This window comes from Priestia sp. FSL P4-0332, assembly GCF_038005845.1.
Classification (GTDB): domain Bacteria; phylum Bacillota; class Bacilli; order Bacillales; family Bacillaceae_H; genus Priestia.
In genome coordinates this window covers 4843447-4857288 of sequence record NZ_JBBOUA010000001.1, presented here as the reverse complement: position 1 = coordinate 4857288, position 13842 = coordinate 4843447, and the positions used below count along the sequence as shown (strand labels likewise).

The 13842-nt window shown below is 40.0% G+C and carries 16 protein-coding genes; 13 read left to right on the top strand and 3 right to left on the bottom strand.

Translation table 11 applies throughout. From position 1 onward, the window contains the following. Nucleotides 1-16: 16 nt before the first annotated feature. On the top strand, nt 17-154 hold the full coding sequence (locus MKY06_RS25535; protein ID WP_014457868.1) for a hypothetical protein: 138 nt from the start codon (nt 17-19) through the stop codon (nt 152-154). Nucleotides 155-188: 34 nt separating this feature from the next. On the opposite strand, the gene MKY06_RS25530 is transcribed toward MKY06_RS25535, so the two are convergent. After that, nucleotides 189-362: a YozQ family protein gene (locus tag MKY06_RS25530; protein ID WP_013085357.1), complete on the bottom strand. Its 174-nt coding sequence runs from the start codon at nt 360-362 to the stop codon at nt 189-191. 111 nt (nt 363-473) lie between these two features. Then, nucleotides 474-1460, bottom strand: coding sequence for an ABC transporter substrate-binding protein (locus tag MKY06_RS25525; protein ID WP_081252119.1), 987 nt, complete (start codon nt 1458-1460; stop codon nt 474-476). A gap of 179 nt (nt 1461-1639) precedes the next feature. Between MKY06_RS25525 and MKY06_RS25520 the strand changes: the two genes are divergently transcribed. The 6 genes from MKY06_RS25520 to MKY06_RS25495 all read left to right on the top strand — a co-directional run bounded on the left by MKY06_RS25520 (nt 1640) and on the right by MKY06_RS25495 (nt 6649). After that, nucleotides 1640-2644, top strand: a complete 1005-nt coding sequence (locus MKY06_RS25520) for a FecCD family ABC transporter permease (protein WP_013059666.1) — start codon at nt 1640-1642, stop codon at nt 2642-2644. Continuing rightward, nucleotides 2641-3690 carry a FecCD family ABC transporter permease gene (locus MKY06_RS25515; RefSeq protein ID WP_013059665.1) on the top strand — a complete coding sequence of 350 codons (1050 nt, stop codon included), beginning with the start codon at nt 2641-2643 and terminating at the stop codon, nt 3688-3690. Before MKY06_RS25520 ends, MKY06_RS25515 begins: the two co-directional genes overlap by 4 nt. Nucleotides 3691-3716: 26 nt before the next feature. Beyond that, a complete protein-coding gene (locus MKY06_RS25510; protein WP_013059664.1) occupies nt 3717-4544 on the top strand; it encodes an ABC transporter ATP-binding protein in 828 nt (275 codons plus the stop codon). Continuing rightward, complete coding sequence (locus tag MKY06_RS25505; RefSeq protein ID WP_098277585.1) at nt 4534-5304, top strand: IucA/IucC family C-terminal-domain containing protein; 771 nt, start codon at nt 4534-4536, stop codon at nt 5302-5304. The genes MKY06_RS25510 and MKY06_RS25505 overlap by 11 nt, the downstream gene beginning before the upstream one ends. After that, a complete protein-coding gene (locus MKY06_RS25500; protein ID WP_013059662.1) occupies nt 5297-5554 on the top strand; it encodes a YusU family protein in 258 nt (85 codons plus the stop codon). The genes MKY06_RS25505 and MKY06_RS25500 overlap by 8 nt, the downstream gene beginning before the upstream one ends. A 177-nt stretch (nt 5555-5731) precedes the next feature. Next, nucleotides 5732-6649, top strand: a complete 918-nt coding sequence (locus MKY06_RS25495; protein WP_013059661.1) for a proline dehydrogenase family protein — start codon at nt 5732-5734, stop codon at nt 6647-6649. 79 nt (nt 6650-6728) lie between these two features. On the opposite strand, the gene MKY06_RS25490 is transcribed toward MKY06_RS25495, so the two are convergent. Then, nucleotides 6729-6878 carry a YuzL family protein gene (locus tag MKY06_RS25490; RefSeq protein ID WP_013059660.1) on the bottom strand — a complete coding sequence of 50 codons (150 nt, stop codon included), beginning with the start codon at nt 6876-6878 and terminating at the stop codon, nt 6729-6731. 184 nt (nt 6879-7062) lie between these two features. Between MKY06_RS25490 and MKY06_RS25485 the strand changes: the two genes are divergently transcribed. The 6 genes from MKY06_RS25485 (at nt 7063) to MKY06_RS25460 (ending at nt 13759) form a co-directional block, all read left to right on the top strand. Beyond that, the gene (locus tag MKY06_RS25485; RefSeq protein ID WP_170960121.1) at nt 7063-9444 is read left to right on the top strand and encodes a 3-hydroxyacyl-CoA dehydrogenase/enoyl-CoA hydratase family protein; all 2382 of its coding nucleotides are present in this window, start codon (nt 7063-7065) and stop codon (nt 9442-9444) included. Between the two features lie 12 nt (nt 9445-9456). Beyond that, nucleotides 9457-10635 (top strand): acetyl-CoA C-acetyltransferase, encoded by a 1179-nt coding sequence (locus MKY06_RS25480; RefSeq protein ID WP_013059658.1) that lies wholly within the window; start codon nt 9457-9459, stop codon nt 10633-10635. Nucleotides 10636-10658: 23 nt separating this feature from the next. Further along, the gene (locus tag MKY06_RS25475; RefSeq protein ID WP_029319253.1) at nt 10659-12443 is read left to right on the top strand and encodes an acyl-CoA dehydrogenase family protein; all 1785 of its coding nucleotides are present in this window, start codon (nt 10659-10661) and stop codon (nt 12441-12443) included. 115 nt (nt 12444-12558) lie between these two features. Further along, on the top strand, nt 12559-12915 hold the full coding sequence (locus tag MKY06_RS25470; protein WP_013059656.1) for an arsenate reductase family protein: 357 nt from the start codon (nt 12559-12561) through the stop codon (nt 12913-12915). A 135-nt stretch (nt 12916-13050) separates the two neighbouring features. Then, entirely contained in the window at nt 13051-13434 is a 384-nt protein-coding gene (gene gcvH, locus MKY06_RS25465) for a glycine cleavage system protein GcvH (RefSeq protein ID WP_013059655.1), read from the top strand. A gap of 79 nt (nt 13435-13513) precedes the next feature. Continuing rightward, nucleotides 13514-13759, top strand: coding sequence for a YusG family protein (locus MKY06_RS25460; RefSeq protein WP_013059654.1), 246 nt, complete (start codon nt 13514-13516; stop codon nt 13757-13759). Nucleotides 13760-13842 lie beyond the last annotated feature (83 nt).

The window sequence follows — 13842 nt, the reverse complement described above, 5'->3', positions numbered from 1 at the left end:
TTTGAGGTGAATAGCGATGAAGTCAATTGATAAACTAATGAAACAGCTGATTCAACAAGGAATTAAAGCAAAGAAAGTAACGATTGATAAATCAAAGCGCCAGCAGTGGATGTCCATGTCATTGCCTAAAACGGCATGGCAGCATTCAAAATAAAAAAAGAGCTGACTTAGAGTCAGCTCTTTTTTTATTAACGATCTGTATCTTCAAATGATCCTTCTTGATAGGCGTCGCTTACTTGCTCATGTGTTTCCGCTAGACCTTGTGAGAGTGCATCTTGTCGGTTATAATCTTCTGTTTCGAACTGACGGTCAGCCATTTCATTTGTATCAGGCTGCTTTTTAGGCTGTTTTTTTGAATTCATTTTCACCACTCCTATTTAATAAAGTGAGACCACGGTTAGTGTGCGATGAAAGGAAATACATTATACATGCAAAAAGAGCTTCGATTGGTCGAAGCTCTTTCTTTCATATTATTATTGTTTTTTATCTAAGAAGATTTTTTCAATATCATCAAGTACGATATTAGCTGCTAACACACCGCCTGCTGTATTCCAAGTAGCATCATCTACTTTATGAACATGGTCTTCTTGAGCTACTTTTAACTTTTTGAAAAGCGGATCGTTTATCCATTCTTTTTCAAGCTTTGTTGCTTCGCCGTCTCCCGTTTCATAAGAGAAGTAGAATAGCTGATCGCCGTCCATTGCCGGAATGCGTTCTTTTGTTGCATTCATTTCAGCAAAATCATTTTTGTCTTGAGATTCAGGGCGAGCAAAGCCAAGCTGATCTAAAATAACGCCTGAGAACGAATCTTTATGATAGATACGAACGTCTCCAGCTGTAAAGCGTACAACTGAGATTTTTTGTTTTAACTGATTACCAAGACGTTTCTTTAAATCAGCTACGCGATTGTCGTAGTCCGCTAATACTTCTTTACCTTTTTCTTCTTTATTTACAGCTTTTGCATATAGCTTAAAGTTTGATTTCCAGTCTCCGCGCAGTTCTTCAGAGAAGACAGTCGGAGCAATTTGACTCAGCTGATCGTATACTTTTTCTTGGCGCATTTTATTTCCGATAATCAAGTCAGGTTTTAAAGCTGCGATTGCTTCTAAGCTTGGCTCGCTTTCTGTACCTACACTTTTAACGCCTTTCATCTGACCTTTAATATGGTCATACCACGGATTTCCTAACCATGATTGAACAGCACCCACAGGCTTTACACCCATTGCAAGAAGAGCTTCAGTACCTTCGTTTGTTAAAACGACCACTCGTTTAGGTGTTCCTTTAATCTCTGTTTTATCCATTGCGTGTTTTACTGTATAAGTTTCGCCAGAACCTTCCGTTTTTTCTTTTTTATCGCCGTCAGCGCTGTTTGAATTACCGCAGGCTGCCAGCACAAGCAGTGTCATAATGGTAAGAATGGATAACAAATATGACAACTTGCCTTTAGAATATGTATTCACATCTCTTCCCCCTCTTAAGTGATAATGATTTTCATTAACAATTAAGATAATATTCTAACTTTTAAGCGGTGTCAATTAAAAATTGAAAATGATTCTCAAAATCATTGACACTTTTTTCAATGTTTCCTAAACTAAAGGTTAGATATATATAGGAATCATCTTAGAGGAGAGCAATGAAAATGATGCTACGCAGTGTTCAAATGAAAGTAATGGGGCTCATCATTGGAATCATGCTGCTTTTAATCTGTATTGGATTAAGTATCGTACTCGGATACACAGATACAAGTATCAAGACAGCATTTGAAGCTTTTCAAGCGTTTAACGGTTCGAATGAGCACATAGTTATTCAAAATATTCGATTGCCGCGCGCTATAATCGGTGCTGTGGTAGGTATTTGTTTAGGAATTGCAGGAGCAATGATGCAGGCGTTAACGAAAAACCCACTTGCTTCACCGGATATTATTGGTGTGAACGCTGGGGCCAGCTTTTTTATTGTTGTTGCAGTGATGATTTTTTCGGTCAATTCACTTCAAGCTTTTACATGGATTGCATTTGTAGGAGCGGCATTAACCGTAGTGGTTGTCTATTTTCTTGGGTCCATCGGAAAAGAAGGATTAACGCCTATTAAATTGACGCTCGCAGGAGCGGCTATTGCAGCCTTTTTCTCTTCTTTAACACAAGGACTGCTGGCTGTGGATGAATCTTCACTTGATCAAGTTCTCTTTTGGCTGGCTGGATCTGTGCAAGGACGCAAGGTGGAAATGCTGTATGGCATACTGCCTTATATAGTACCAGCAATCATTGTCACGTTTTTTATCGCTTCAAAAATTAATATTTTAACGATTGGTGAAGATGTAGCTAAAGGATTAGGTCAAAGAACGGCTCTTGTCAAAATTATAAGCGGCATCATTATTGCCATTTTAGCTGGTGGAGCCGTTGCAGTAGCCGGTCCGATCAGCTTTGTCGGAATTATTGTTCCTCATGTTGTAAGAGCAATTGTAGGACAAGATTATCGTTGGGTATTTCCCTATAGTGCGGTTGCCGGCGGGATCTTAATTTTATTAGCCGATGTTGCGGCCAGGTATGTCATTATGCCTCAAGAAATCCCTGTTGGAGTCATGACTGCTGTTATTGGTACACCTTTCTTTATCTATATGGCAAGGAAAGGGGCAAAGGCGTCATGAAAACATACTTATCTCTTCGCTTAAAGAGAATTTCATTTTTGGTTAACATAAAAGCAGCTCTGATCATTATTGGATTTTCAGCTGCACTTGTTGCTCTCTTTTTATTGAGTGCAGGTACGGGTGACTTATTTATTAATCCACTTCGTGTGATTAAAATTTTAGCGGGTCATGGATTGGAGTTTGAACGATTAGTTGTTACATCTTTCAGACTTCCACGCATTATTGTTGCCATTTGTGCCGGTATTTGCCTAGCTATTGCAGGCGCTATCTTGCAGGGGCTTGTGAGAAATCCGCTTGCTTCACCAGACTTAATTGGATTAACAGGAGGAGCGTCAGTCGGTGTAGTGTTATTTTTGACACTATTTAGTGATAAAAGCAACTCGTTAACCGTAAGTATTAATTGGATGCCTGTTAGCGCATTTTTAGGTGCAGTGGCAGTGGCGCTTTTACTTTATGTGTTTGCCTGGAAAAATGGCGTCTCTCCTATTACACTAGTATTAATAGGAATTGGATTAACAGCGTTAACGAAAGCTATGACCACGCTGTTTATGATTATGGGTCCTATCTATCGCGCTAGTCAGGCAAATATTTGGATCACAGGAACGGTGTATGGCTCAAATTGGGCCAGTGTTTCCATACTAGTTCCTGTTACAATAGGGCTAGTTATAATCACGATTTTAATGATTCGAAATTTAAATGTTCAAGAATTAGGTGAAGAAATTGCGACTAACGTTGGAAGTCGCGTTCAAAAAAATCGTTTGGCACTATTGCTGATGAGTACAGCTTTAACAGGAAGCGCCGTTGCATTTGCCGGCGGAATTAGCTTTGTAGGATTGCTTGCTCCACATATTGCCCGAAAGCTGGTAGGTTCTTCATTCGGAGCTTTAATACCGCTATCGGCATTAATCGGAGCAATCTTAATCACAGCAGCAGATTTAATTGGCCGAACATTTTTCTTGCCAATCGAAGTGCCAGCAGGTGTATTTACAGCTGCAATTGGCGCACCGTACTTCATTTATTTACTATACAAACAAAGAAACGTATAGCATTCTTTGTAGAAGGAGCGATTCGCATGCATTCGTTAGAAACAAAATCGCTAACATTATCATATGGAGAAGCGATGATTATAGATGAGCTTGACGTTACCATCCCAAAGGGTGAGATTACGGTTTTTATCGGCAGTAATGGATGCGGAAAATCTACGCTGCTGCGTTCACTAGCAAGATTATTAAAGCCACATGCCGGCTCTATTTTACTAGAAGGCTCTAAAATTTCCTCTCTTCCGACAAAGGAAATTGCAAAGCAGCTAGCAATCCTTCCGCAAGGTCCTGTTGCACCTGAAGGGTTGACAGTGCTTCAGCTTGTTAAACAAGGGCGCTATCCGTATCAAAATTGGTTCCGTCAGTGGTCTCAAGAAGATGAAGAAAAAGTACAAAATGCACTCGAAGCAACAGGGTTAGCAGACTTGGCTGATCGTCAAGTTGATTCGCTTTCTGGAGGACAGCGTCAGCGCGCATGGATTGCTATGACATTAGCACAAGATACGGATATTATTTTACTTGATGAACCGACAACGTATTTAGATATGACGCATCAAATTGAGATCTTGGACTTGTTGTTTGAACTGAATGAAAAAGAAAATCGTACCATCGTAATGGTGCTGCATGATTTAAACTTAGCCTGCCGCTATGCTCATCATATTGTGGCGCTTCAAGATAAAAAAATCTATGCACAGGGAAGACCAGAAGAAGTCATTAACTGCGATTTAGTACAGCGAGTCTTTAATATGAACTGTGAAGTGACGGTGGATCCGTTATTTGGAACGCCTCTTTGTATTCCTCATGGGCGCGGACGATGTATTGTGAATAAGCTGCGCGTTGAAACGCAGCATGCTCAATAAGAAAGAGCAAAGCGAGTTAGCAGAAAAATTCCGCTGTACGTTTAAAGATAACTCGCTGTATAGGTTGTCTCCCTCCAGCTGCATGGACGAAAGCACGCTGAGGATGCAGCTGCTGTGGATTCAACAGACGATGGAGGCTGATAACTTGAGAGCAGCTGCTTCCATGTTAGCGAAGCGGTATAGCTTTGTTGTGGTGGCGGCTTTGTATTCATTTATTGTGTTTCAAAAAAAGATAAACGCATCGACTAAAAATGTTTCGTTGCATACAGAAGACGCTGAAACGATGTGGCTCCCAAAAGTGTTTATCTCAGAAATTGAGACGAAAGAAGTAACAGAGGAAAATCGGAAAATTCTTCTTGATGAACTTCTTGATGAATTGTTTGCTCATCACATTGAGCCGATATGGTCATCGCTGCGTAAAGTGACAAAAATCTCGAAGCTGACTCTATGGGAAAACGTAGCTGTTTATATCCACTGGCTTTATGATTTGCTTTTGGCAAATGAAGAAATAGAAAATGTGCAAGTACAAAAGAATTTACGATACGTGTTGGAAGAAGCTGAGGGTCATCACTTTGGTTCATACCATCATAATCCGTTTGCTAGGTACAGTTCACTTCCTCCATATGTAGAGAAGCAAAAGCAGGAGATAAGAGGTCGGCAAACGTGCTGTTTGTCTTACCAAACAGGAGATAAAAAGACTTATTGTCGAACGTGTCCGGTTATTTGTAAACCAAAGAAAGGAGTGATTGTGCATGAGTAAAACCTTTCAAGAGCAATTCGACGGTTTGATTGAAAAGTATACGGAACTAATGGTTGGTCAAAGTGACGAACAGCTGCAGGAAAAAGTGAAAATGTGGGCACTTTACAACCATATCTCAAAATCCATGCCGCCTTTAACAAAGCATTGGAATCAATTATATCCAGAAGCAAAAGCGGAAATGGTCGAGATTGTGAAGGAAATAAAAGAGCTGAATGAAGCGCATCGAGCGTCACAGCGAAAACCAGAATAAAAACATTCATCACAAAGCTGATGGATGTTTTTTTATCAAAAAGCTCTCGGTCGCTTTTTGATTTTGTATGCATATGTTAATAAAGGGTGCCTATCTATCTAGTTTAAAAAATGGTAAAATTAATGATAATTAAATAAATTTTGTGAGGCGTATGACAAGTGAAGGCGGGGGGTTGCTTTGGAACAAACGATAAGAAACTTTTTTTTATTGTTATCAAAAAGCAAAAAGTTAACAAAGCTGGCTAAGCGCTATGGCTTACGTTTTGGAGCAGCACGTTTTGTTGCAGGGGAAACCATCGATGAAGCTGTTAGTGTGATAAAAAAGCTAAATGAACAGGGATTAAAAGTAACGATTGATTATCTTGGCGAGTTTGTGGAAAGTGAAGCTGAAGTTGATCATGCTGCAGCTCAATGCATAAAGGCCATTCACCTTATACACAAAGAAAGATTAGATTCAGAAATTTCTTTAAAATTAACGTCTATGGGACTGGATATTTCAGAGGATTTGGCACTTCATCATATGCGGCGTATTCTTGAAGAAGCGGAAAAATATAGCGTATTTGTGACGATTGATATGGAGGACTATAAGCGATGCAGCAAGACGATTAAGCTATTTAAACAATTAAAAAATGAGTATGAACACGTAGGGACGGTGCTTCAAGCGTACTTATATCGAACAGAAAGTGACGTCCGTGAATTAGATGCTTATGCTCCTAAATTAAGGTTAGTGAAAGGGGCGTACAAAGAAGCAGCAGACGTGGCGTTTCCTGATAAAGAAGACGTAGATGAAAACTTCAAAAACATAATTGGACTCCACTTATTAAACGGTCACTACACAGCAGTTGCTACTCACGATGAACGAATCATTCAGTATGCAAAAGAGTTTGTTAAAAAGCATGGAATTTCAATGAATCAGTTTGAATTTCAGATGCTATACGGCATTCGATCAGAAAGGCAAGTTCAGCTCGTAGCAGAACAATATAAAATGAGAGTGTACGTTCCTTATGGAACGGACTGGTATGGGTACTTTATGAGGCGCCTTGCAGAAAGACCTGCAAATGTCGCATTTGTCTTAAAAGGAATTGTAAAAAAATAATAATGAAATGGTCGTGATGACAAAGTAAGAAATAATCAAAAATCGAACATGATTCGATTACTCATGTTCGATTTTGAGGTTAATGTCCTTGAGTGTTATGCTTTGTGTACTGTTGGTTTTGAGATGTCTTTTTGCCGCGTCCGTGCGGTTCATTGACCGGTCCAGCATTTCCTTTAACGCTTGCTGCGCTTACGCCTGCTGACGATGGATCCTTCTTTAATTTGCTCACAAAATCACCTCCTGTGTATTAAGATAACCAAACACATTAAAAATAGTTAGAGATAATATTGTGAATATATTGCGAAAATTTAAAAAATGTTTTATAGTAAAAACAGAGATTAACAGTGACTCTCTTTTTTTACGCATAAAATGAATGACCATTCATTCAATATATTAAAGGGGATGTGGGGATAATTATGAACATAAAAAAAGCCGCCGTTTTAGGTTCAGGAGTTATGGGCTCTGGAATTGCAGCTCATTTAGCAAATGTAGGAATTCCAACGCTTTTGCTAGACGTGGTTCCAACTTCATTAACAGCAGACGAGGAAAAAAAGCAGCTAACGCTTGAAGATAGGCAAGTGAGAAATCGGTTGAGTACAACTGCTCTAGCTAAATTAACGAAGCAAAAACCGGCGCCTTTAACGTCGAAGTCATCACTATCGTTAATTACTCCAGGAAATCTTGAAGATCATTTACAGCAGTTAAGCGACTGTGATTGGATTATTGAAGTAGTAGTGGAACGTCTTGATATTAAACAGCAGTTGTTTGAAAGAATTGACAGTGTACGAAAAAAAGGAAGTATTGTAAGTTCAAATACTTCAGGAATATCGATCCACGAAATGGCTAAAGGACGCTCAGAAGATTTTAAAGCGCATTTTTTAGGAACGCACTTTTTTAATCCACCGCGTTATTTAAAGTTATTAGAAATCATTCCAACTCATGACACAAAATCAGAAATTGTTGAATATGTGAAAACGTTTGGTGAAGATGTATTAGGTAAAGGAGTAGTTATTGCAAAAGATACGCCTAACTTTATCGCCAACCGTATCGGTACGTACGGTTTACTTGTGACCGTTCAAGAAATGTTAAAAGGTAATTACAGCGTGGGAGAAGTTGACTCTGTGACGGGCCCCTTAATTGGAAGACCAAAAAGCGCAACGTTTCGAACGTTAGACGTAGTGGGACTAGACACATTTATTCATGTGGCCAACAATGTATTTGACAAAGTAGAAGGCAAAGAAAAAGAAGTGTTCGATGTCCCTTTATTTATGAAACAAATGCAGGAAAATGGCTGGCTGGGAAGCAAGTCGGGGCAAGGCTTCTTTTTGAAGAAAGGAAAGGAAATTTTGGAACTTGATCCTAGTACACTTCAATACGTCGAGAGAAAGAAGTTAAAAACAGCTTCTACCGAATTAAGCAAGCAGGCAAAAGGGCTGCAAAATAAAATGAAAGCGCTTATATATTCGGGTGATCGTGCCGGCCAGCTTCTTTGGAATGTGATCAGTCCCGTTCTTGTATATGCAGCACAGTTAAAAAATGAAATCGCCGACGATATCGTGGCCATTGATCAAGCTATGAAGTGGGGATTTGGTTGGAAAATGGGTCCTTTTGAGACGTGGGATGCAATTGGTTTAGAAAAGTCAATTGAGAAGATGGAGCAGTCTGGCTTAGCAGTTCCGCAATGGGTAAAACAAATGCAGGAAAATGGATTTACAAGCTTCTATAAAGAAATGGAAGGTCAAACGCTTTACTACGAAGATGATGAGTATAAAGCAGTAAAAGAAAATAAAAAGGTGATTCACCTGTCATCTTTACGTTCTCAAAATAATGTCATTTTAGAAAACAGCGGAGCGAGTTTAATTGATTTAGGAGATGATGTGGCGTGCCTGCAGTTCACCTCTCCTAACAATGCAATCGGGCTAGACATTATTAGCTTATTAAATCAGTCTCTTGAAGAAGTGAATAAGAACTATAAAGGGCTGGTCATAGGAAATCAAGGGAAAAATTTCTGCGTTGGCGCTAACTTAGCTATGATTTTAATGGAAGCACAAGATGACAATTATTTTGAAATTGAATTTGTTATTAAACAATTTCAACAGGCAATGATGAAGGTGAAATATAATGAAAAGCCGGTTGTTGCAGCTCCATTTGCGATGACTCTCGGAGGCGGAGCAGAAATTTGCTTACCGTCAGCTAAAATCCAAGCTTCTGCTGAAACTTACATGGGCCTTGTAGAAGTAGGAGTCGGACTCATTCCTGGTGGAGGAGGTAATAAGGAGCTTTATATCAAACAGCTAAATGGTTTACCTAACGGTGTAACGCTCGATCTCCAGCAAATTGCCAATAAAACATTTGAAACAATTGCTACTGCAAAAGTATCTACTTCTGCTGCAGAAGCTAGACAGCTAAACTTTTTAAACCGCCATGATGGCATCAGCGTAAACGGAGATCACTTGCTGAATGATGCGAAGAACTCAGTCCTTGCTTTACATGACACGGGCTATAAACCACCTGTAAGAACTAAGATTCCTGTGGTTGGAGAAACAGGATATGCAACGTTGCTGCTAGGAGCCCAATCCATGAAGTATTCAGGATATATATCAGAACATGATTATAAAATTGCTAGTAAGTTAGCATTTGTGTTAGCCGGAGGACGTGTAGCGTTTGGTTCGGAAGTTGATGAAGAGTATTTACTGGACTTAGAGAGAGAAGCATTTTTAAGCCTTGTTGGAGAAGCGAAGTCTCAAGAACGTATGCAGCACATGTTAGTTAAAGGAAAACCACTGCGTAATTAAGGGGGAGAAAAAATGAGAGAAGCAGTTATTGTAGCAGGTGCTAGGACACCGGTTGGAAAAGCAAAAAAAGGTTCACTGGCAAGTGTTAGACCTGATGATTTGGGGGCCATCGCGGTTAAAGAAACTCTTCGCCGAGCAGGAGGATACGAAGGACCAATTGATGATTTAATTATTGGCTGTGCGATGCCTGAAGCAGAACAAGGTTTGAATATGGCTCGAAATATTGGCGCTCTTGCGGGTTTGCCTTATACGGTGCCAGCAATAACGATTAATCGTTATTGTTCATCAGGTTTGCAAAGTATTGCCTATGGTGCAGAACGAATTATGCTAGGGCAAGCCAAAGCAGTGTTAGCTGGAGGAGCAGAATCAATGAGTTTTGTTCCGATGTTTGGAAACGTAGCGCGTCCGAATGTTCAGCTGGTTGAAAATGCGCCGGAGTATTATATGGGCATGGGACATACAGCAGAACAAGTGGCCATGAAATACGGCATTTCACGTGAAGACCAGGACGCGTTTGCTGTACGCAGCCATCAAAAAGCAGCAAAAGCACTTCAAGAAGGGAAGTTTAACGACGAAATTGTTCCGGTGGAAGTGACGCTTCGAAAAGTGGATGAAAACAATAAGCTCCGTGAACAAAAGCTGATGTTCTCTCAAGATGAAGGAGTTCGTCCTGGCACAACTGCGGATGTATTAGGGAAACTTCGTCCAGCTTTTTCGGTTAAAGGATCCGTAACAGCTGGAAACTCTTCGCAGACAAGTGACGGAGCTGCATCCGTTTTTCTAATGGATAAAGAACAAGCTGAAGCAGAAGGGTTAAAGCCTTTGCTTAAGTTTCGCTCATTTGCAGTTGGAGGAGTTCCGCCTGAAGTAATGGGGATTGGCCCGGTAGCTGCCATCCCTAAAGCTCTTAAACTAGCAGGGCTGGAGCTTTCTGATATCGGATTGTTTGAATTAAATGAAGCATTTGCTTCTCAAGCACTTGGCGTTATTCGTGAATTAAATATTAATGAAGATAAAGTAAATGTAAACGGAGGCGCTATTGCCTTAGGTCATCCATTAGGCTGTACCGGAGCTAAGCTGACTCTTAGCTTAATGCACGAAATGAAGCGTCGAAATGAGCAGTTTGGAATTGTCACGATGTGTATTGGCGGAGGAATGGGAGCTGCTGGTGTATTTGAATTGTTAGCATAATCATTTCAAAGGGGGATATGAACATGTCAAATAAAACAAAACAAATGATTAAAGGTGGAAGCTTTTTAATTGAAGAAGGCGATGCAAGCCGCGTCTACACGCCGGAGGATTATACATCTGAACAAAAGATGATTGCCAAAACGACAGATGAATTTGTAGAAAATGAAGTCCTTCCACAAGTGGAATATTTAGAAAAGCATGAGTTTGACCGTTCTGTCAAGTTATTAAAACAAGCTGGTGAATTAGGGTTACTTGGTGCAGATGTACCGGAAGAATACGGCGGACTCGGTTTAGATAAAATTACCTCCGCTTTAATTGCTGAAAAAATGTCTCGAGCAGGCGGGTTTTCCATCACTCATGGTGCTCACGTAGGAATTGGGTCATTGCCAATCGTCTTATTTGGAACAGAAGAGCAAAAACAAGCATATTTACCTGCTTTAGCAGTTGGGGAAAAAATAGCCGCATATGCGTTAACAGAACCTGGTTCTGGTTCCGATGCCCTCGGTGCTCGCACAACAGCTCGCCTTAACGCCGAAGGCACACACTATGTGTTAAATGGAGAAAAGCAGTGGATTACGAATGCCGGATTTGCTGATGTGTTCGTGGTGTATGCGAAAATCGACGGCGATAAATTTTCTGCTTTTATCGTTGAACGCCAATTCCCAGGCGTTTCGGTTGGACCGGAAGAAAAGAAGATGGGAATCAAGAGTTCATCAACAAGAACGTTGATTCTTGAAGATGCGCTTGTTCCAAAAGAAAACGTGTTAGGTGAAATTGGAAAAGGCCATGTGATTGCGTTTAACATTTTAAATATTGGGCGCTATAAGCTTGGAGTTGGAGCAGTTGGAGCAGGTAAACGTGCGTTAGAAATTACGTCTCAATATGTTAACCAGCGTCAGCAGTTTAAAACGCCCATTGCTAAATTTTCATTAACCCAAGAAAAGTTAGCAACAATGGCTTCTAAATTGTACGCAACTGAAAGCTCCGTCTATCGTACGGTAGGACTTTTTGAAGACCATATGGGCCAGCTTTCAGAAGAACAGCAAAAAGACGGAAAACAAATTGCCGCTTCCATTGCTGAATATGCCATTGAATGCTCATTAAACAAAGTGTTTGCCACGGAATCTCTTGACTACATCGTAGATGAAGGGGTGCAGCTTCACGGAGGCTATGGTTTTATGAGCGAGTATGAAATTGAGCGCCTGTATCGTGATTCTCGCATTAACCGTATTTTTGAAGGAACAAATGAAATTAATCGACTCTTAGTACCAGGCACATATTTACGCAAAGCGCTAAAAGGAGAGCTTCCGCTGCTTCAAAAAGCACAAACGCTTCAAGAAGAATTGATGATGCTTATGCCGCAGGAAGTAGGAAATGAGCCTTTAGATCAAGAAAAAATGCTTGTGCAAAATGGGAAGAAAATTGCGCTCTTGCTTTTAGGTCTGGCTGCACAGAAGTATGGTAAAGAATTAGAGAAAGAACAAGAAATTCTCGTTAATATTTCCGATATGATTAGTAACGTATATGCAATGGAATCCACTGTTTTACGTACTGAAAAAGCCATTTCCAAAACAGGTGCAGATCAAAACAGCTTGAAAGTAAAATATACGCAAGTATTTTGCCAAGAAGCATTTAATCGAATTGAAGCAGATGCAAAAGAAACGTTAATTGGCGTTGAACAAGGTGATACGCTTAGAGTCATGCTTTCGTCTCTTCGCAAGTTAACGCGCTATACACCAATCAATGTGATTAGCGTAAAGCGCGAGATTGCAAAAACGCTTTTAGAAGTAGAAAAGTTCACAGTTTAAGGGAAAAGGAGCTCGCTTCGCGAGCTTCTTTTTGTTTAAGAAGCCTCTATCTAGGTAAATGATAAAGGATGTGTTAAAATACGAAAAAAGCTTAAAATAAAGGGTGGTTGACGAAATGTCATTATTTTTTTATTCATATCCAAAGTGTGGTACGTGCCGAAAAGCAAAGAAGTGGCTGGATGATAACGGAGTAGCGTATGAAGAAATTCATATTGTAGAAAACCCGCCAACAAAAGAGCAGCTGCAATCTTATTATCAGAACAGCGGCTTAGAATTAAAAAAATTCTTTAATACAAGCGGTAAAAAGTATCGCGAATTAGGGCTTAAAGATAAAGTAAGCAGTGCGAGTGAAGACGAACTTCTGTCTATTCTTGCGTCAGATGGCATGTTAATTAAACGTCCGCTGCTAACAGATGGACAAAAAGTAACGCTTGGCTTCAAAGAAGAGCAGTTTGAGGACGTGTGGAAGTAAGTTTTCAAATAGAAAATTTTTACGTTTTACGTTACACTGTTAATAGGAAGTTATTTTAGGTTGTAGAAAGTGTTCTCCACGTTGAAGGCGCTTTTTATATAAACAAATTACGATACATATTTTGGAGGGATTAAGATGAGTACACCAAAAGATTTGCGTTATTCTGAAGAGCATGAATGGGTAAAAACAGAAGGAGACGTTGTCCGCGTAGGTATTACGCATTTCGCTCAAGCTGAGCTTGGCGACATCGTATTCGTTGAACTGCCAGAAGTAGGAGCAACAGTAGAAGCTGACGAGCCGTTTGGCAGCGTTGAATCAGTAAAAACAGTTTCTGAGCTTTATGCACCAATTAGCGGTGAAGTTGTAGCAGTCAACGACAACTTAAGCGATAGCCCTGAGCTTGTTAATGAATCTCCATACGAAGAAGCATGGATGATTACAATCAAACCGTCTGATGCTTCTCAAGTAGACAAGCTAATGACAGCAGAGCAATACGAAGAAATGACAAACGAAGGATAATATTCCTCCATAAATTGTCTTTATGAAAAGTTTTTGACTGGACACTCTATTAGTAAACAAGCTAAAGGAGTGTCTTTTTATGTTTGAAAAACAAAAAATGGACGTTACAGATCGCGTTACAGCTAAATTTCATGACGGCGGCATGAAATTATATGTTGATAAGCAGCCAATTGGTGAAGTTAGTTACGGAACAAGCGGCAATGAATACCGCTTTGAAGAAGGGTATTCGCAAGAAAATAATAAGTTCTACCAATATACGGATGTACAAAAGCAAGGTGAAACGCAAAAATATACAGACTGCGACGAAGAAGCAGGATGGTGCTAAACAGTGGCAACTGCCGCTGTTTTTCTTGTTTTATGGAAACAATATGGCCTAAGCTGCCTTTTAAAACAGTTCTTTCTTGCAAA